The organism is Escherichia sp. KS167_9B (assembly GCF_030295215.1).
In the GTDB taxonomy this organism is placed as follows: domain Bacteria; phylum Pseudomonadota; class Gammaproteobacteria; order Enterobacterales; family Enterobacteriaceae; genus Escherichia; species Escherichia coli_F.
Genome location: NZ_AP025756.1, coordinates 38,155 through 56,116, shown reverse-complemented (window position 1 = coordinate 56,116; position 17,962 = coordinate 38,155). Strand labels below are relative to the sequence as shown.

At 49.6% G+C, this 17,962-nt stretch carries 21 protein-coding genes and 2 pseudogenes; all 23 read right to left on the bottom strand.

All coding sequences use genetic code 11. The annotated features are described in order from the left end of the window. On the bottom strand, positions 1 to 510 hold the full coding sequence (gene traS, locus QUE34_RS28240; RefSeq protein ID WP_050864282.1) for a conjugal transfer entry exclusion protein TraS: 510 nt from the start codon (positions 508 to 510) through the stop codon (positions 1 to 3). Then, on the bottom strand, positions 507 to 3,332 hold the full coding sequence (gene traG / locus QUE34_RS28235) for a conjugal transfer mating-pair stabilization protein TraG (protein ID WP_137538702.1): 2,826 nt from the start codon (positions 3,330 to 3,332) through the stop codon (positions 507 to 509). Before traG ends, traS begins: the two co-directional genes overlap by 4 nt. After that, positions 3,329 to 4,702, bottom strand: coding sequence for a conjugal transfer pilus assembly protein TraH (gene traH / locus QUE34_RS28230; protein ID WP_024212142.1), 1,374 nt, complete (start codon positions 4,700 to 4,702; stop codon positions 3,329 to 3,331). Before traH ends, traG begins: the two co-directional genes overlap by 4 nt. After that, complete coding sequence (gene trbF / locus QUE34_RS28225) at positions 4,689 to 5,081, bottom strand: F-type conjugal transfer protein TrbF (protein ID WP_000138367.1); 393 nt, start codon at positions 5,079 to 5,081, stop codon at positions 4,689 to 4,691. Before trbF ends, traH begins: the two co-directional genes overlap by 14 nt. After that, positions 5,035 to 5,349, bottom strand: coding sequence for a P-type conjugative transfer protein TrbJ (trbJ, locus tag QUE34_RS28220; RefSeq protein WP_001244894.1), 315 nt, complete (start codon positions 5,347 to 5,349; stop codon positions 5,035 to 5,037). Before trbJ ends, trbF begins: the two co-directional genes overlap by 47 nt. After that, positions 5,339 to 5,884 (bottom strand): type-F conjugative transfer system pilin assembly thiol-disulfide isomerase TrbB, encoded by a 546-nt coding sequence (gene trbB / locus QUE34_RS28215; RefSeq protein ID WP_024212143.1) that lies wholly within the window; start codon positions 5,882 to 5,884, stop codon positions 5,339 to 5,341. The genes trbJ and trbB overlap by 11 nt, the downstream gene beginning before the upstream one ends. After that, a complete protein-coding gene (gene traQ / locus QUE34_RS28210) occupies positions 5,871 to 6,158 on the bottom strand; it encodes a type-F conjugative transfer system pilin chaperone TraQ (protein WP_000335419.1) in 288 nt (95 codons plus the stop codon). The genes trbB and traQ overlap by 14 nt, the downstream gene beginning before the upstream one ends. Positions 6,159 to 6,223: 65 nt before the next feature. Then, entirely contained in the window at positions 6,224 to 6,625 is a 402-nt protein-coding gene (locus tag QUE34_RS28205) for a hypothetical protein (RefSeq protein ID WP_000356906.1), read from the bottom strand. Positions 6,626 to 6,755: 130 nt separating this feature from the next. Further along, positions 6,756 to 7,120 (bottom strand): annotated as a pseudogene (locus QUE34_RS28510) (hypothetical protein). 13 nt (positions 7,121 to 7,133) lie between these two features. Beyond that, on the bottom strand, positions 7,134 to 7,877 hold the full coding sequence (traF, locus tag QUE34_RS28195; protein ID WP_001030392.1) for a type-F conjugative transfer system pilin assembly protein TraF: 744 nt from the start codon (positions 7,875 to 7,877) through the stop codon (positions 7,134 to 7,136). Continuing rightward, on the bottom strand, positions 7,870 to 8,127 hold the full coding sequence (locus QUE34_RS28190; protein WP_000864351.1) for a conjugal transfer protein TrbE: 258 nt from the start codon (positions 8,125 to 8,127) through the stop codon (positions 7,870 to 7,872). Before QUE34_RS28190 ends, traF begins: the two co-directional genes overlap by 8 nt. Positions 8,128 to 8,140: 13 nt before the next feature. Further along, positions 8,141 to 10,045 (bottom strand): type-F conjugative transfer system mating-pair stabilization protein TraN, encoded by a 1,905-nt coding sequence (gene traN / locus QUE34_RS28185; RefSeq protein WP_250234266.1) that lies wholly within the window; start codon positions 10,043 to 10,045, stop codon positions 8,141 to 8,143. Between the two features lie 93 nt (positions 10,046 to 10,138). Further along, positions 10,139 to 10,519 (bottom strand): hypothetical protein, encoded by a 381-nt coding sequence (locus tag QUE34_RS28180; RefSeq protein ID WP_000056334.1) that lies wholly within the window; start codon positions 10,517 to 10,519, stop codon positions 10,139 to 10,141. Further along, entirely contained in the window at positions 10,516 to 11,154 is a 639-nt protein-coding gene (trbC, locus tag QUE34_RS28175; protein WP_001035185.1) for a type-F conjugative transfer system pilin assembly protein TrbC, read from the bottom strand. Before trbC ends, QUE34_RS28180 begins: the two co-directional genes overlap by 4 nt. 105 nt (positions 11,155 to 11,259) lie before the next feature. Beyond that, positions 11,260 to 11,433 (bottom strand): hypothetical protein, encoded by a 174-nt coding sequence (locus QUE34_RS28170; RefSeq protein WP_169301929.1) that lies wholly within the window; start codon positions 11,431 to 11,433, stop codon positions 11,260 to 11,262. Between the two features lie 107 nt (positions 11,434 to 11,540). After that, complete coding sequence (locus QUE34_RS28165; protein WP_000412443.1) at positions 11,541 to 11,873, bottom strand: hypothetical protein; 333 nt, start codon at positions 11,871 to 11,873, stop codon at positions 11,541 to 11,543. 26 nt (positions 11,874 to 11,899) lie between these two features. Continuing rightward, positions 11,900 to 12,053, bottom strand: a pseudogene (locus tag QUE34_RS28160) (TraU family protein); the annotation flags it as partial. After that, on the bottom strand, positions 12,025 to 12,495 hold the full coding sequence (locus QUE34_RS28155; protein ID WP_001289132.1) for a hypothetical protein: 471 nt from the start codon (positions 12,493 to 12,495) through the stop codon (positions 12,025 to 12,027). The pseudogene QUE34_RS28160 and the gene QUE34_RS28155, both read right to left, overlap by 29 nt. A 154-nt stretch (positions 12,496 to 12,649) precedes the next feature. Next, the gene (locus QUE34_RS28150; RefSeq protein WP_038813297.1) at positions 12,650 to 13,192 is read right to left on the bottom strand and encodes a hypothetical protein; all 543 of its coding nucleotides are present in this window, start codon (positions 13,190 to 13,192) and stop codon (positions 12,650 to 12,652) included. Between the two features lie 13 nt (positions 13,193 to 13,205). Further along, entirely contained in the window at positions 13,206 to 14,198 is a 993-nt protein-coding gene (gene traU / locus QUE34_RS28145) for a conjugal transfer pilus assembly protein TraU (RefSeq protein WP_000833322.1), read from the bottom strand. After that, positions 14,195 to 14,827 (bottom strand): type-F conjugative transfer system protein TraW, encoded by a 633-nt coding sequence (gene traW / locus QUE34_RS28140; RefSeq protein WP_000877290.1) that lies wholly within the window; start codon positions 14,825 to 14,827, stop codon positions 14,195 to 14,197. The genes traU and traW overlap by 4 nt, the downstream gene beginning before the upstream one ends. Beyond that, positions 14,824 to 15,210, bottom strand: a complete 387-nt coding sequence (gene trbI / locus QUE34_RS28135; protein WP_000633518.1) for a type-F conjugative transfer system protein TrbI — start codon at positions 15,208 to 15,210, stop codon at positions 14,824 to 14,826. The genes traW and trbI overlap by 4 nt, the downstream gene beginning before the upstream one ends. Then, on the bottom strand, positions 15,207 to 17,837 hold the full coding sequence (gene traC / locus QUE34_RS28130) for a type IV secretion system protein TraC (protein WP_137546958.1): 2,631 nt from the start codon (positions 17,835 to 17,837) through the stop codon (positions 15,207 to 15,209). The genes trbI and traC overlap by 4 nt, the downstream gene beginning before the upstream one ends. Positions 17,838 to 17,962: the final 125 nt, after the last annotated feature.

The following is a 17,962-nucleotide window of genomic DNA, read 5'->3' as shown; positions in this document are numbered from 1 at the left end:
TTAACTAACAGACTCTTTTTTCAATGATTGTATAACTGCAACAATCCCAGATAATTTATAGCGACTTATATCAATAAGATAGAGCAAAAGGAATAAAGCATATAAAACAATCAATGTAAACACATATAAGAAAGAATGCATAAACGATATTAAAGAAAAGACAATCAAGAATGAGTATATGTATGATTTGGCTTTTGAATACATACATATAACTATCTTAGACTCAGATCTAAATTTATCTGGAATTGAAAGATACAGCATCATTCCATTTGTAATAGCCACAAAAAGAATCAACCCCATCATACCACTAATACATACATCAACTCCTGAATACCTAGGAGAGTCATGGTATAGTAAAAATTGAACAAATGTCGGCCACAGAAAAACAAATAAAAAAACACACACTCCAGGTCTTATCACCTGAAGTAAGGGAGGTATATTTACGCCCTCATTAGACAAAACAGCCTTTAACCTTTGAGTTTCCATTTTTATATCATAATGAGTGATCATAATGGCCCCTTCAGTCGATCCTTTTTATCATCAATCATTTTTTTCACAGCCTCTTCTGATGGTTCAGGTATTATCTTTTGACTTTCTCGCTCTTCATTATATTTATTACCCTGAGATAATGCCTCTGTTTTATGGTGATTTTGCAGTTCAGAATACTGCCCTCTTACAATATTTTCTTCGCCACGTATACTGCTCTGAGTATCCCCGATATTGCCTCGGTATTCTGTGACCATATTATCAACCTGATGTTTTACATCATTACGGATATTACTGTCCTGCGTTCTTTGCTCAATAATGGCCTGATGCTCCTGATGGTCAGCAATAATATCCTGGCTGCCACCACCCGAAGGTACGCTCTCCATACCTTTCCCAATATCGCCACGGGATTCACGCCAGGCATTATCAACACCAGGCTGCACCTGTTCCTGCACAAAAGACCACGCCATCGCCCGACGGCGTTCTGCAATATCCGGTGAACTGGTATTTGTCAGAATAGCTTCCGCATCCTGCGGTGCGCGCTTCATCACATACTGTGCAAACTGTTGCGACAGGTCTTCACTCATCTGCCCACTCATACTTTCAGTACGGGAAGCCATTTCCGCATATTCATGGCTGCGGGTCATATTCGTCGTGTACTGGTCGTAACTCTGTTTCGCTGAGTTCAGGGCGGCAGACAACTGGTCCACACGGGAATCGGCATTATTGTCCGTATGGCTGCCGGATTCACTGACCTTGCGATTCATAAAGTAATCGCTGGCCTCTTTAAAGTCCTTACTGGCTTTAGCGTCAATATCATGGCGAGCATCATGGCTGGCTCTGCTGCCACTACTTGCTGAATGTGAGTCATCATCCGTGCGATCAAGACTCCCCTTGAATCCCCCTCTGACACCTAATCCACCACCGACGCCAAGAATTTCAGGTTTAATCCCCCATTCAGCATGAGCATCAGCATATCCCCCATACGAAAACTTAGAACTTGTTGATGCCAGCTCCTGAGTCGCCTGCTCATTACTGATATTATGCGCCTTCGCATAGCTTTCCACTGCACTGCGCATACGGCTGGCCATCATGGAGTCCTGCGCACTCATCGTACTGTCAGCGCCACCGGTGACTGAATCACTGCTCCCCCGGTTAGAGCCAAACTGGCTGAGGGTGTTCCAGGCACTGGCAATACTGCTGCTGAAACCATGCAGGGCACTTTCCGCCTTATTCATCGACTCCCGGGCCATTTCCTGTTGTGCCGCCGCAATCTGACGCGTTGCATTAATACCAACCGGCAAACGGGACATTGCCCCGCTCGCATCCATCACCATACTGCCGTCACGGGTCTGCGTGGCGGTTGCGCCACTGCCGGTCTGGTGCGTCATCTGACCAAATGACGTGGTACTGTTGGTGCTCCAGCTGAAGCCGTTCACGTTCTCCGTCTGCATGTTGCCGTAGGAGTAATTACCGTCAACCACACTGCCTGCCGCACTGGCGGTTGGCGTGATGGAAGAAGACGCAAAGTGGCTGTATACGCTGGAAAATCCGGCACCAAGGCCTCTTACCATCATCCATGACAGAGGGGGGATCATTGCTGAGAGATAACCTGCGGTTGATGCCAGGTCGGAGTATTTCAGCTGTATCTGAGAGATTTCCGACAACACCACCGGGGCACCGTTCTGCTTCGCATAGAATGTCATGGCACTGTTCAGAATGGCGTACAGCAGAGGCCAGGTCTGCAGCCACATAAGGGCAAACACATAACCCTTCAGCACCGGCAGTGTCATTTTGTTAAATGCAGCAGCCAGTACCAGAAGCGGGAAAATACCAATGGTTATTCCGGTCAGAATGGTCTGGACCATCGGCAGGTTTCGCATTATTACATGTCCGACAGAGACGTGCGCCAGACGCTGTTTCTCCATTGATGAGGTGGTGGCCAGACTCACCAGGCTGGCCGTATCACCGTTACGGGCCGCATTACTGGTGATACCCTCTTTCAGTGCATTTATTGTCACATTCTTACGCATAATCTGGCTGGCCGACTGGCTGGCACCGTAGAAATAGCTGTAACTGTCACTGAGCAGTTCCCTGAATAACAGGTCAGGGTCCGGTCTGCCGCCAAATAACTGCTGCACATAATAATGCCAGGTCTTACCTCCGGTCTTTGTATCAAGATTCAGCTTGTCTTTCAGCGTGACCGACGCATCCTTGCAGCTGACAAAATTATTATTACTGTCATATACCCCCCGCAGCGGGCTGGGCCGGGAAAAAATCACAGTATAGGGGTCATCAGCCACCATCAGGTCTTCCAGCGTGTATTTATGATTCAGGTAAATATCACCCAGCACGCAATTCTGAACGTAGTCCTGAAACAGGTTGATGATTTCGGGATTCCGGGAGAGAAAATCGGTGCTTTTCACTATCAGATTCGCCCCGAACAGCATTCCGGTTTTACTGTAGGTGGTGCTGTCCGGCTGAGCGAAAACCATCTCATAGCCGGCCACCATTGCATGCCCGATACGTGTTGTCAGCGATAATGGCATCGCCAGCCCGACCGGCACATTGTCCACACGATGAACCTGCACCAGGTCACTGTTATCAATAATCTGCACCGATGTGCGGACATTAATCAGCAGACTGATAAGCACGAACACGGCAACCCATCCCAGCAAATCCATCACGTTATGTCGCTGTACCCACATAAACGCCACAGCAACAACAGACAGGGTGAGCGCAATTTTTTCGATGGAATCCCACGTCCGGGTACTCATAAAGGCAGCGATGGCATTCAGGTTGTTCCGTAACCACTCCCCACCGGCGATGACATAGACCTCGTTCACTGTACGCCTCCCCCGAAGTGATAATTATTCTGGTAACGGCTGAGCATACGGGCAGACAACTGCTGGCGCATGTAGCTCATCTGACGGTCAACGACCAGCAGTGCATCCTGCTGGACCTGCACCTGGCTCTGGAAAATGGCAATCTGTTGCTGCGCCTGATTAAGGTTATCGAGCACACTGTCCAGGACCGCCTGCGGGTAGTTCCCGGTGGAAATCATCGCCCGGGCCTGCTGAAGCAGTTCCTGAATGTACTGGAGCATGATGTCGTAACCGATATAGTCCGTCAGCTGGTAGAGCACACTGTTGGATACGCCCAGCATCAGTGGGTCAACCAGATATCTGAAAACAGGAATGGTGGTGCTCTGAATGAAGGTTTTTTCGTTCTCAGCCAGCGGAGAATCACTGAGCGCCTTGTTCTGAATACTGGTGAGCAGTTTTGCTATCTGTGACTTGAGCGCCCTGTCCTTACTGATGGTCACATTCGCATCGGCCACCACGTTGAGGCACTTATCCGAATCATTGCAGTGATAAATTTTCGCGGTGCCCCCTTCCATAATCGCCCGGACAATATCGCGGTCAGTGGTTCGTGCAGGAAGAGGGGTAATCTCACTGTCTTCACCAAAAATCAGCGTACCGGTGAGCGTCATAATGAACTCTTTCAGCTCCTTGTTACCATCAAGCATCCTGTTTTTGGACAGAGAATCCCAGATGATATTGATGTTTTTCAGTACCCGCTCCTTGTCCTTATCGCTGGCCTTGTCACGAACCGCTGAGGACTGCCCTCCGACCGTGCACCCCTGACGGGAAGCGGCCCAGTCAGCAAAGATATTGCTTTCACTGCCAATGTCCTGGCAGACTTTCCGCTGAGATTCCTGCGTCTGAGGGAACAGACCACCCACAAGCCCCTGGGCCACCTGACAGCTACTGAGGTTCATACTGTTAATGTCATTCGCCATCTTCTGCAGGAAATCTTTCGCGGTTTTGATTTCGGGCACCGTTGTCTGCAGGGCAAGGTCAAAAAAGTAACCCATCGCGTTACTCATAATCTGCTTAACAAAACGCTGCAGCTGCTCACCATTAATAAAACTGAATGAGCCGAGATAAGCATCGATGCCGCCACACCCTGCATTGATATCCGGCAGTGTCATGGAGATAAGCTGGATATTTCTGACCTGATTACGGGCATACAGAGAACCGCCATAGGCATACCCGGCAGCCTGCCCCTGCCAGACTCCGGCCTGGGTGGTATTGGTGGCAAACCCCAGCTTGTTAAAGAACTGGTTCATGTCGCTGTTGACGTCTGCAGACACAGCAGGCGTCACCGTCAGTAAGACGGCACAAAGAACAAAAAGAGATTTAATGCGCGGCATCATTATTGCCCTCCCATAATTTGTTCTCCCGGCACATACGACGTTTCAGCAGGAATATCATGATATTCCCGAATATTAATTCATACATTGGGGAAAGAAAAAATGTAACAAGAAACCCTGCTGCAAGCGCATATAACGTATACGGAATTGCATACATCAGAATGTTCCACATATAAATCAAATTATTTAATTCCGACTCTGTTTTCCACGAATCAATACCGGCGCTGAAAATAGCATGCATACAGTGCCATAAAAGCAATCCGGCAACAAAGAAAACCACGAAAAGCCAGAAGTGTTTTTCGGTATTATCACAACTGCGCTCAATATCCCGTTTAATTTTTCTGATTTTGAATTCCTGATTCTTTTTGTTTTCTGTCATCATAAGTTTCCTCTGATATTTCTGATGATTCATTCAGACCGGTCATGCGGCTGTAATATATTTCAGACACCGAAATCCATCCCATAATTGCCCCCACAAAAAACACAACAGAAACAGAAAAGGTAAGACACAGCGAAACGACAATTTCAGCAGGGCTGGAGGGATAAAAAAGCCCCTGACGGATAAAGGGGATATTCAGGCTGACGATGATTCCGGTCGCGATGCCGGATATTCCGGCAATGAGTAACACCACCTGCTTATTTCGCACCTTTTTTCCCTCCGTACATCTGCAGAACGGTATCCATCCGCGCCATAAAACCGGCAGCATCCGTTGCCCCCTGTAAAAGCGGTAATGCCTCAAGCGTGTTGACATTGACCAGGAAGGTGGTCGGTGTGGCCACCGGGATATTCGGGAAGAATGTTTTCAGTACATCCGGTGGTGCAGGTAACGCCTGCGGGAAGGCCGTATCACCCTGACCATCCAGGGTATAGGGAAATACGGAAAAGCCATACTGCTGTGCCAGCTGTTTCAGTACCGGGTCAAACTGGTGACAGTACGGACATCGCCCCTGCATGAACAGCACCACTTTCCAGTCAGCAAGGTTGACCTGAGTTCCGTTGCTGAGGCGGAACCAGCGGGTTGCTGTTTTCGCCTGTCGCTCCTGGCCATCTGCTGCCGGCTGAGTTGTCCGTGCAGCCATTCCCTCCGGATGCCAGAGTCGCTCGATTTCCGCACGTGTGGATGCCTGTGTACAGCCGGCCAGAAAAAGCAGGACAACGGACAGCGATTTAACGGGAAACATGTTCATCATCATTATCCTTCCGTTCTCTCAGTAACAACTGCTGTCTGACTTCCAGTGCCTCACGCTCTTCCTGACTGACACGGGCAATCCACGTATCAAGCACACGATATGCTCCCCACAGGACCAGAACAGCCGAAATAACCTGAGCCAGGATATATGCCATCCAGGGTTTGCTGTTAACCAGGCGGGCAACAATATGGAACCAGACACCCAGGGAAAATACCCACATCCCCGTAATATCCAGCCGGGGTAAAGAGAATTTATATTTGCACATAAATAAATCCTGTTTGTAATATTTGCAACACTCAGCAGGATGACAAATAAAAACCTGACTGATTATTATTCCGACATACTCATTTCATTTTCACATTGAATATACAAAAAACAGAGAAACACCCATAAAACAAACAGAGCAACATAAAATGCTGTCGTCATTAAAAAATCATCCAGAAATCTGAGAAGCCAGATACCTGCTGCAATGATTAGGGCAAGCACAGACAAGTACAATAACCTGCTGTTACGCTCGTAAATAAAATAAAGCATTACCATTACAACAGACAGCGCCACATACATTACCCCGGTCACACTCAGAATTAACACATTCATCAGCCAGCTATAATAGCGATTCATACTGACATCCGGATCCGGAAAACTCATAAAAGCTAATAAGGTCAGTAAAATAACCACAACACCAGGCGCGATTAACCATCTTTCAGAAATACTACAATTTTCTTTATCCATACAGAATAAAACCATACTTAACAAACAACATGAACTAAAAGCCATTCACTATCAGGTGGGGGGACAGAAAAAAGTTATCTCTGTTTGTCTTTTACTCTGTAAATGAGTTCATTTACATATTAACAGGGCATTATTTCATTATGGTTTCTGATGGCTGGAGCAACCAGTAGAATATAATCATTCCCGCACCAGAAAACACTGCTGCAACAGCGAGCCACAAACGCTTATGTACGCCTTCTGATATGCCTGAAAAATATCCTGTATGGAGTAGCAGCAGCAACCATGAAAATACTCCTGCCAGACCAAGCAGGGCAGGATGAATATACCACAGTTCATATTTCATAATAACAATACCTTCTGCCATCATCATGGGCAGGGTGCAAACAACAAAACAGTCCCATGAAAAAAACGCCTGTCAGCAGCAAGGAAAATCACTGTCAGTGACATCACTGTCACCTGGGCCAGCAATAAAGGCCATAAAGAAATAAAATTCATTTAAACGACCTCTTTAAAAATTCGGTTTAAAGTCTTCAGAAACGTTCAGGAACTGTTTTGCCAGGTCGTCCTGAGAAATAAAGCCGTATGATAACGGGCGGACACTGCCCTGTTTCGGGTCAACCAGCATCATGGCCGGGAAATATTTCACGCCGAGGCGCTGCGCCTGCCCCTGGTCAGTCCGGGAATCCGGCAATAGTGGATTAATCACGCCATCCACGGAAACGGGGATAACACTCAGACCATACGTATCCCGGAAGCCATTAATGACCTGCGCCAGCTGCCCGTCGATGGGGTCCTGCCCCCGGTAAAAAAACATAATGCCGTAATGCTCTGCCAGTCTGGCAATCGCCTGTCGCTGCTGCGCCTGGTCTGCTGCCAGCTGGTTCCGTACCGTGCCGTTGTAATGGCTGTACTGCAGGTTATAGTCCAGTTCAGGATGTGCCAGCATGGCCTTTTTGGCGCTCATGGTGAAAAGCCCGGCCTGCTGAGTCCAGTAATTCTGCAGCCGGAAATATTTCACAAAATTATCCACGCCGGGATACAGAATGGCTTCGTACAGCGCCCGCTTTGTTGCCGTCTGCAGCGCGGTCAGTTTCTGCATAATATCCGGCTCCTGACGGGGAACTGCCGGTACTGGTTTATTTTCTTTTTCCTTCGGATTTATTTTCTCGTTATACCACTGCCAGCCTGCATCTTTCCCTGACGCCGGAAAAATAAAGCAGCAGAGTAACAGCGGCAGTAATGCTTTATTCATCTTCATTCCTTTCATCACTTTTTCTTTCATCAGGTTTCTGCAGGTCAGCCAGTGCAGAAAAACAACCATACAGAATAAACAGGAGCACACCGGAGTAAAGGATAACGAAAGCAGCAGCAAGCACCCCGCCTGCCGTGGTTTCTTTTACCGTATCCCATGACCAGATAATTACCGGGGAAATGACAATCGCTGTAATCAAAAGCCGGATAAGAAAATCAACAAGACGATTCGACGTGAATATGACTTTCATTATTTTCCCGACCTTACTGCCCCACCTGTTTCAGCTGACCGGCAATCTGCTCTTTCACTTTTTCGGTCAGCGCACCATTATCCGGGATTTTCTGGTTATTCATCAGGTCTTCGTAGAAGTTAGTGAAGTCCAGCTGGTCGAACTTAATACGCTGCAGTTCATCCACGGTTATTCCCCGGCAGTCAGGACTTTTTGCGCTGCCAAACCCGATACGCAACTGCCCGTTACGCCCCTGCTGCTGGACTATCTGCGCCAGCTTCGAATCAAACTGACAGTAGCTGCGCTTTTTCTGCAGGCAGACGCCCAGCACTTTCCGGGAGCAGAACTCACCCACACTCACCGTCAGTTTATTGTCCTTCGCCTTTCCCAGCGCCTTTTCTTCACTGTTACATTCAGCCAGTCCCACATCCTGACCCCAGCCACCATCCTTACAGCAGTTACTGAAGCCGGCTGCGGCCTTACGGCAGAATTTCGCCTCGCCCGTGAAAGCCCTGACATCCACACCATTCAGGGCGGCAACATCCTTACCTGCGGCGGCAAGCGCAGCCAGCTGTGATACTGCCTCACCAAAATCACTGCTTTTTCCGCTCTGCACCTTATCGCATTCACCGTCAAGGCAGAAGACATCACCACCACAGACCATCACCTTCCCGGATGTTCTGGACTCGCAGGAGTACGTGGCATACTCATGCAGACAGGTTCCCTCATCGGAATAAAACGCGCACTGACGTGAGGCCAGCGTACAGGCCGGATTATCGACATATTTCTGACAGGTGCCGTTATCTGCGGACTGTGTGACATATTTATCCCGGTATGCCCAGCACGCCTGTGTGATGCTCCAGGGCTTACCCTCCGTCACACCCGTTTTAGTACCACCCGGCTCTGAACACTCAGTGCCTTTCAGCACGCCATCCGCTTTATTAAACGGACAACTCTCCACCCACTCCACCCGTGGAACCCATTCTTTATCACGGACCTTCATCCTGAGTTTCAGCGTAAAGGTGGACATGCCGCTGGCCAGTTTCTCATAAACCTGTTGGTCACCGTTCCCGCCGGACAGACAGTTACCGTCAGCAGTACAGCCACTGCCGGTCAGTACCTGCCCCTGTGTCACCTGCAAACCTGTTGCCCCGGACAGAGGGAAAGTCCCCGACTGCCCGTTTGCCAGGCCAACATTGAACGTTGAATTCATGAAGGTATAACGGGAGTTCAGGAAGAAAAAAGCGGCGTATACAGACAATGATGCACTTTCCACTGTACCGGTTACCGGAGCCGTGACACTGAACACCAGTTTCAGCCCGTTCATACTGAACCGGAACTGTGAGTGAGGCATCGTCACCTCACGATATTCATCCGTGTATTTCCAGTCCCCTGTGATACTGGCGGTTCTGGAACAATATTCCTCAACCATCGTATCCCGCTCACAGGTATAGTTGGTGAATTCACTGCGGTTTATCTGTTGCGCACTGCACTGCTGTCCGGTGTTTCCCACGATGCTGTCAGCCCGGCTCACCACATCCCTGCCGGTCTGAATAAACGGCGCATCCGGTGACAGAATGTCTTTCGGCTTGTTCATGAAGGATTCTGTGATGGTTTTGCCGGTTTCACCGGTCGCCCATTCCGTGGTGCCGTCATTTTTCAGGCCACCATCCCCACCGGCAGTCACACCATCGTAATATTTTGTCTCGTCCGGATTTGCGTTATACCCGGGGATACTCTCCTGCGGATTAAAACTCTGAATACTGCCAATACCCTGCCCCTGGATCTGACGGGCAAAATCGGCCCCCTCCCGGTAATCACTGGTGCTGTCGGCAAACACAGAAAAGCTCAGGAAAAAAACAATTGCACAAATATTGCGCGGTCTTCCGGAGTCATTAAAATTCAGAGACCTGAAAAAGGTATTTATCTTTTCTTTCATAACCTGATCCATACTGGAGAATGAAGTGATGTCATCTCAACTTCAGAACGGTGTTGATTTTGGTGTATGGAGCTTCCTGGCGTACCGGGATTACTACTCAGATAACGACTTCAGTAACAATATCAGCGTCCTGAAGTCTGCACACAGTGAACGACGACAGTACCGGTGATACCAGCAATGAGGACCTTCCGGCTGAAGCCGGAAACAGAGCTGAAGGTCACTGTTAAAAGCCCCCTTCACCGACCATCCCCATGTCAGACGTGGTATTGCTGATTCAGCATCCTGCCGCAGTCGCTGCTCAAGAAGGGCAGCCATTTTTACCGGACAGGCAAAGGCAATATAAGGCAGCAGCTTTGTGACCGGGAAACCATGTCCCTGACAGGAGGCATATGTACGGAATCCGTGAACGTTCATCGCGGCCACCAGTGCACGGATGTCCGGGTCAATCCGGTAATACCCGGCAGGTAAACTCATTGCGACTTATCCCCGGTGCCGTCCAGCAGTCCCTGAGCCACCTGCCGGCAGTCCCCCGTGGCGGCCACTTTCTCCAGCGCCTGCCTGACACGCAGGTTTCCCCGGATGATGTCGTGCCCCTGGCTGCAGAACACTACCAGGGCCGGCACGCTGCGGATGCCGTACTGTGAAAACAACGTCGGGTCGATCTGAACACCATCGGTCGCACCATCTTTTACCAGAGACAACACGGTTTCAGCGGTAGTCTTCAGGTCATTGTTCACCATGCCCCGCAGTGTGGCCGGAATACCGTAGTGCCGGGTTTCTCCCAGCATCCGTTTCAGTCCATCTTCGGGAATGGAGAACGACACAAAATACACGGCCCCCTGCTGTGGTTTGTCTTTCTGAGCAGCCTGCTGTTTACGGACCAGTTCATCGAGAAACTGGTTATCGGCATGCTGAAGGGGATTCGCCCTGACCTGCTGTTCTGCCCATGCCTGCAGTTGTGTGTCCGGCTTTTCACGTAACTGCTGACTCAGTGTTTCCTGCTGCTTCAGGAACCGGCGGTTTTCTGGCGTATTCACGTTTTCCGAAGCATGGGCAGAAAGAAACAATCCTGCTGTCAGGGCGAATAAAATGTATATTTTTTTGTTCATAGAATTCTCCTGCAAACAGACAGTAATTAATTGTCATAATGAGGCACTCAATAGAGCGAGTCTGGAGATAACTGACGCCATGTTAAACACAACGAAGATCGTTGATTAACTTCTTTCTCCATTTGTCTTTTTTCTGAGACTGGCAGCAATTAATTGCCAGTCTCTGTATTGCTCTGCTGTTATTACCTTTTTCTCCATACTGAAAGTGACCGGGATACAGGGAGAGATACATCCTGATGCAAGGGGTGCTGCGGGCCACATTGTTTCTGTTTTTTTCATCTTTTATCCTTTTACTGTTCAATTATCCTGAATTAAACAATCCCGGATATTCACTCTGTTAAATCATTAATTCATTTCTGACCGATGCACATAAAATGAGTCAGGTATTACCCGTTATTCTCTTCTTCATTTTTGTTTAATCTCTTTCCCGGCAGAAACTCATCAGAGCAGAGACATTCCAAAAAAACAGCCGCCCAGGCGCATAAAAAAGTTGTTCCCAGATATAGCCTGATAACTCTGATCCTGTCTGACACATCACTTCTCTGCCATTCACTGATAATGTCACAGATAACATTTTCAAGCATAAAATAAAACAACACCGTGAATAGCATCACCAGTGCAAAAGGAAACAATTTTAATGCTTTGCCTGTCAAACGAATGAACACACAGGATATACTCATATACATATGAATGTATTTACTGCTTAATTTCTTTTCCATTTAAAATATTCCTCTTTTTGTTTAAGTTACAGAAATACACTGTTACGTTTACGCCACATCAGGTAGCCGAAGTTTTTCTTTGTGTCAGGCGGATTTTTTTCCCGTCTCCCGGCGCATCACACTGCGCCCGAACGGATGGCACTGCGCGCTGTCAGGGTACATGTTCACCACCAGGTGTTTTTAACAGATAATCAGAAAAAACAGCACACAAAATAAACACAATTACACACTCAAGGAAAATCCACAGGTATTTACGTTCAGCACTGGCATGCAGCCTGATAATACAACCATCATAGTCATACCGTGTCACAAACTGCAGGTATTTCCGTATATCTTTCAGAACATCAATTAACGACTGAATTTCAACTGCAAGGAATGACTGACGCCCATCTTCCCGCACTACCCGGAACTTCTCATCCCGCAATAAAAATATTATAAAACCAACCTGTCCGGGTGATGGATAATAGTGATGATGTAACATCCATTGAATATCTGCAATTCCACGCTGAATATCATCTTTTTCACATAGTCTGGTGAGCGGCCGGGTATTCATCCGATGAAACACCGCCAAAAGGGCCTGTTTGACATAAGCAAAATCATTTACTCTTGTCCCTTCACTCATTTAATATCACCCTTAAACATCTGTTAATGTGTCAGTTTCGGAGTGCAAATGGTCATAATACTGATATTCTTATCGCTGTTGTTAACGGTCCTGCTTCGTTTTCAGTACATCGCAATGGCGGAGCATTCATTATTCAGACGCAGAATAATTAATCTCATTTTTTCAGGAGCAGATATAGCAGAATAAAACTGAACACAGACCAGCAAAGCCCGACTGGATCTTTAGCCTGCAAAGAAAAAGCGGCAATCCCGGAAAAATAACAGCCGGATACGGTAATACATAATAACCCGGGATACCCTGCACTCAACAATCCGGATAAAACCAGAAATACGGGGATCACCACTATACCTGTCAGCATCACAGATGCTTTTGATGATCCCCACGGACGGTAAAACCAGCGTTGTTTTAATACGTTGCCTGCAGCCTCAAGTAAATCAATCTGTCTTTCCAGAGACATCACCACGTCAGAATGTCGCCCATAAACTTCAACTGCCTTCATCCTGGCCATCCATAACTGTGCACACAATTCATAAATTTGTGCAGGTGTTACCCATTTTCCTCCGGACAAACGAGCAGCGACGTTATCCATCTCTTCTGCGATCTCCCTCAGAGAGATAAACTGTCGTAATGGCTCCGTGTTCAGTGAAAGACTGACCTGTCTGAGGATTGATACTAGTTGCACTTTACTGTTGCGCATCACATTTTCCCGATTACAGGAACACACAGTTACGTTTACGCCACATCAGGTAACCGAAGTTTTTCTTAGTGTTGGGCGGATTTTTTCCCATCTCCCAGCGCATCACACTGCGTCCGAACGGATGGCACTGCCCGCTGTCCGGGTACATATTCACCATCTGATAACGCCAGCGCGCTTTGGGAAGTATGGGCGACGGATATTCATAACAGACAGCCACATCCACGCCGATGGTGTTCATTATCATTCCCTGACGGTGGAGCTTGAACGCCATCCGCTCACTGACCAGCAGGGAGGACTGCAGCGGGCTGGATTCATTGCTCACCCAGCCATTAAACGGATACATACTGCCCTGCGAACCGGCACACCAGAACAGAATATCCAGCGGCTTGTTAAAGGCACTGGCAATGGCATCCGCCGCACAGGCTCCCTGTGCTATCGGATTTGCAAAAATGACCGCCTCCGGATTGAGGATGGTGGTCAGGCTGCTGTCCGTCCAGGTAGGGTCAATTTCTGACAGATAGGCAATATCCAGGTCTCCGCCTTCCAGGCACCCCAACGACGTGATGATGTTCAGCCAGTACGTCAGCGGGTATTTGTACCAGTGAACGTGATAGAACGCCCCGTTCACCTGTTTATCTTCTTTTTTAGCCGTACCCTGTGCCGTTTTCCCGAATTCCGGCAGACTGAACCCCAGATTAACCATGCATCCCGGTGAGCGGCTGACATCCGTCAGTGCCATCGGCTCCCAGTAACCAATAGCCAGCCCGATACGTTTAAAAACAGGGGGAGGAGCCGGGCAGAACTGGATCGGCATTGACGGGTTTGCCGTATCCGGCACCTTTCCCTGGCTCACTTTTGTGCTGCCCAACGAGAGAGGGAAAATGCAGCTCCAGCAAATATCCGTGATCGGGTTAACAAATCGCCCTTCACAGGCAGCGTCCGCTGACACAGTGGGAACATGGCCAGTCAGCAGCAAAACCACACACAACCACATATACCGTTTCATTTCTTCCCCTCCCCGACCGGAATAAACTCCACCTTCAGGAAACGATCGCCACTGACAGCGCTCACCCGTGCCGGCACCTGATCAATGCCGAGACGCTGGCAGATCACGCCGTTCTGATCAAAGTAAACACGACTGTCCAGAGCCTTCTGCATCTCCGGGATACTGCCCTGCACCAGGATAATTTTGCTTTCCAGTGTGGGAGGTATCTGGCGTTTCATCCATTCAATCTGCTCAGGATCATCACCGTTGATGAAATACAGCGTCTGGTTAAAAGGCACATACTGCAGCGGGTTCATCACCTCCCCCTGGCGGGCGAAGATACGACCTTCGTTATCCCGGATATCCGCAGCCAGTCTGACCGACGGGTCAAACAGCCGGCTGCTGTATTTCTCCGTCCGACCGATACCGGGCACGGCAGGGGGCCGCAGGCTGTTGCGGATCACCCGCTCCTTAAAGGCATCCATTTTCCGGCCCATCTCACCGGACTGCTCCAGTGCCGTCAGGCGCTGCATAATCACCGTCAGCATGTCCGGCTCCTTTACCGGCCACAAATCCCCCCAGGTGCCAAGATCGGCTGCGGACACACTCTGCCCCCATATCAGCAGGGCAATCAGCCCCCGGTATTTCATGGTTCTGCCCTCATTCGCCGGGCAATATCCTGCTGGATTTCACGGGTGATATCCGGTGCCCCCTGTACCACGGCAGGCGACACCAGAATGACAGCGTGGTGCTTCTGCTGCCACGTCTGCAGACTGGCCTCCAGTGCCGCGTTAAAACGGTCAGCCAGCGCCTTCGACTGCGCTTCTGACAGTTTTTTCTGGCTGGCGCTGTCAAAAAACGCATCCACAGTCTGTTTCATGTTGAAGGCGACGGTTACCGGCGTGTTCAGTCTGACAATGGCGTAACTGACGGCTGCGTTCAGTAACACCATTGCCAGGCATCCCGGCACCATCCACCACCAGTGGCAGCGTTGACGGGCTGTAACATCAGTCGTTTTTTGCGTTGTGATCATGCAACACTCCTGTATTTCTCATGTTCTTCCAGCCAGGCCTCCAGCGAAGCCATCTCCGGGCCTGACTTCTTCCACGCCAGCTGCCACACCGCCTCATGAATACTCAGCCCCTCTTTACGTTTCTGCTGCACAAACTCAAAATCCGGGCCGTCAGAGCTGTACATGGCGCGGCTTAACGGGTCCACAAACAGACGGTGCCAGGAGGAATGGTTTTCCACCTGCAACAGGAAGGAACTGAACCACTGATCTTTGGCCGCACCGAACTTGCCAATCATGTCACGCTGCAGTGGAAGAAACTGGTCCGGATACAGCTGGTTGTATTTCGCGAACTCCTTCGCACTCTGTTTGAGGATAATTTTGTAGGAGGAGTTACCCCATGCCGCACGGGCAGCACTGGACGCCTTGTCAGAGTCAAAGTCGACGATGTTCTGTGTGATGGTGATATAGGCACCGGTATGACGGCGGGCGGTACGGTAACCTTTCTCAATAAATTCACCGACCTTGTGATTTTTGAAGTCCAGCAGACGCCAGCCTTCATCAATAACGTTCAGTTTCTTGAAGTTACGCGGCGTGCGGTACATCCTGTTCTCAATGTAAATAATAAGGCTGAACATCACCGCAACCAGCAGGGACGGACGGTCTTCCAGTCCGCCCAGCTCCAGCACCACCATTCTGGCATCATCCCGCAGGGACGGCTCATCGGAGTTAAAATACCGGCCGTAAGTGCCGTTGGCAGTGTACTGGTCAAGCAGCACAATCATTTCGTCCAGACGGCTGCGGATGGTCGGTGACTCAGCATACTGCTCGCTGTCACTGGCGTTTTTCAGGAAATCCACCACGTCATCAATTCGTGCCCTGTTCTCTTTGGCCAGCCATGATGCCCTGACTGCCTGCAGCAGCAGACCTTCATGCACTTCATCCAGGTTACCGTTGGGGCTGGCCATCACCGACAGCTGGTCGCGGACACGCTCCGCTGACTGGTCAATATCGGTGATGTTCGCAAACGGGTTAAAGCGCAGGGTTTCACCGTCCAGATATACGCCCCCCATGTTCTCACACAGGGACTTGTAGCCATCCCCCATGTCGAACACCACGGCAAAGCCCCCGGAGTCCAGCACGCTGCGGATAAGTGGCTGTATCAGCCCTGTCTTACCGGCCCCGGATGTTCCACAGACCGCCATGTTGTAGTTGGTGTTATTCATCCCCCGGAAGAAAATATCGATAAACGCCAGCTGGTTACGGTAGGTGGGCGCCAGCAGACCTGCCGGTGTCAGGGGGTTATCCGCCACTAACGGCATCAGGTTGGCCACATTAAAGCTCTCTGCGCGCTGAACCACACCGGCCTCTTTCAGCTGTCTGAACAGCCCTTTCCCGGCCATAAAGGGCAGGCAGGTCAGGAAGTTGCGCATGTGGTTAAAGCGCGGTGAAATCAGCTCAAAACCGTTTTTACGGAAGCTGTTCAGGATGTCCTGCTCCACTTCCAGCGCCGTTTCATTATTGTCCTTGCAGAATGCGGTGATGTTGAGGAAGTAGGACACGACAGAAGACTGACCTGAGCCCAGCCGCTGGCGCAGTTCCCCCCACTCCTTCGCTTCTTTCTCCACGGACGGAAACCATTTGGCATAGGAGGTCTTCGACTTCTTCTCCAGGTCCATGTACTTCAGGTTGGCTTCGCTGTGGGTTTTCACCTGGTCTTCCACCACCAGAGTCAGCGTCAGAATGAACGGGCAGGAGATGGACAGTTCCGGGTTCAGCAGGTTGCTGTAGTTGTCGGCCATGTTCCACAGGAAGGCGATTTCCGGGTTACGGGCCAGATGGAAATTCAGGATACGGGCAGTGCTGTTCCTGCCGTTCTCACGCAGTCCCAGCGTCAGGTAATCTGCCCGGACCTTCAGGTCAAAACTGTCCTCCACGCACTGATAATTCAAATCAGAATACGGGTCCAGCTGACGTCTTTTCGGGTACAGGGAGTCCGGGTTATGGTTAATCATCTCCCCGACAATATCGATGAAAGCCTGTGCATCCACCGTCTGCGTGGTGATATATGCTCCCTGCAGAGACGCCCGGATGATTTTCACCAGGTTTTCCATTTCCAGAATGTCGGCCCGGCTTTTTTTCTTCGAGGGAGAACAGTACGAGATAAACACCCGGTAATGGCGCAGGGTCAGAGGCAGGTTCAACCCTTCCGGCAGCGGAAACAGTGTTTCTGCGGCTTTCATGTAATAGGCCCGGGTAATGGCGTTAAACCGTTCTGCCTGTTCACCTGACCAGGAGAACTCACGCAGCCCGTACTCAATCCGCTCGCCAACCAGCTGGCTGGACATCAGATGGATACACAACGGAATACCGCGCGGCAGTTTGGTGCGCAGCATATGATCGAGAGCCTCCACAATGGACTCATTCGCCCCATTGATGGGAATGGCTTCCAGCATAAAGCCCATCGTGGTGTCATTCATGAACAGACCGGACTCCTGGTTATAATCACGGTACGGCAGCAGACGGCTGAACTGCGGGAAGCTCATTTCGCCCAGAACTTCATTGGCCTTTGCGGATTCGTCAGGCAGTTTCAGTGCTGTGACGAGGGAGTTAACCGCCTGAGTGACGGCCTCAAGTGGGTTATTACTCATATGAGTATTCCTTAGTGCGTTTAAAAAAGGAAAATATCAGTCTGTGGCCGTGGATATATCACGCAGTGCCATTCTTAAAACCACAGCACAAATAAGAGATGGAGGCTTTTAACAGGAAACCAGGA

Excerpts from the sequence above, each read along its gene's own strand:
- traS (WP_050864282.1), bottom strand. The coding sequence starts at position 510 with ATGATCACTCATTATGATATAAAAATGGAAACTCAAAGGTTAAAGGCT.
- traH (WP_024212142.1), bottom strand. The coding sequence starts at position 4,702 with ATGCCGCGCATTAAATCTCTTTTTGTTCTTTGTGCCGTCTTACTGACG.
- trbF (WP_000138367.1), bottom strand. The coding sequence starts at position 5,081 with ATGACAGAAAACAAAAAGAATCAGGAATTCAAAATCAGAAAAATTAAA.
- trbB (WP_024212143.1), bottom strand. The coding sequence starts at position 5,884 with ATGTTTCCCGTTAAATCGCTGTCCGTTGTCCTGCTTTTTCTGGCCGGC.
- traQ (WP_000335419.1), bottom strand. The coding sequence starts at position 6,158 with ATGTGCAAATATAAATTCTCTTTACCCCGGCTGGATATTACGGGGATG.
- QUE34_RS28205 (WP_000356906.1), bottom strand. The coding sequence starts at position 6,625 with ATGGATAAAGAAAATTGTAGTATTTCTGAAAGATGGTTAATCGCGCCT.
- traF (WP_001030392.1), bottom strand. The coding sequence starts at position 7,877 with ATGAATAAAGCATTACTGCCGCTGTTACTCTGCTGCTTTATTTTTCCG.
- QUE34_RS28190 (WP_000864351.1), bottom strand. The coding sequence starts at position 8,127 with ATGAAAGTCATATTCACGTCGAATCGTCTTGTTGATTTTCTTATCCGG.
- traN (WP_250234266.1), bottom strand. The coding sequence starts at position 10,045 with ATGAAAGAAAAGATAAATACCTTTTTCAGGTCTCTGAATTTTAATGAC.
- QUE34_RS28180 (WP_000056334.1), bottom strand. The coding sequence starts at position 10,519 with ATGAGTTTACCTGCCGGGTATTACCGGATTGACCCGGACATCCGTGCA.
- trbC (WP_001035185.1), bottom strand. The coding sequence starts at position 11,154 with ATGAACAAAAAAATATACATTTTATTCGCCCTGACAGCAGGATTGTTT.
- QUE34_RS28170 (WP_169301929.1), bottom strand. The coding sequence starts at position 11,433 with ATGAAAAAAACAGAAACAATGTGGCCCGCAGCACCCCTTGCATCAGGA.
- QUE34_RS28165 (WP_000412443.1), bottom strand. The coding sequence starts at position 11,873 with ATGGAAAAGAAATTAAGCAGTAAATACATTCATATGTATATGAGTATA.
- QUE34_RS28155 (WP_001289132.1), bottom strand. The coding sequence starts at position 12,495 with ATGAGTGAAGGGACAAGAGTAAATGATTTTGCTTATGTCAAACAGGCC.
- QUE34_RS28150 (WP_038813297.1), bottom strand. The coding sequence starts at position 13,192 with ATGCGCAACAGTAAAGTGCAACTAGTATCAATCCTCAGACAGGTCAGT.
- traU (WP_000833322.1), bottom strand. The coding sequence starts at position 14,198 with ATGAAACGGTATATGTGGTTGTGTGTGGTTTTGCTGCTGACTGGCCAT.
- traW (WP_000877290.1), bottom strand. The coding sequence starts at position 14,827 with ATGAAATACCGGGGGCTGATTGCCCTGCTGATATGGGGGCAGAGTGTG.
- trbI (WP_000633518.1), bottom strand. The coding sequence starts at position 15,210 with ATGATCACAACGCAAAAAACGACTGATGTTACAGCCCGTCAACGCTGC.
- traC (WP_137546958.1), bottom strand. The coding sequence starts at position 17,837 with ATGAGTAATAACCCACTTGAGGCCGTCACTCAGGCGGTTAACTCCCTC.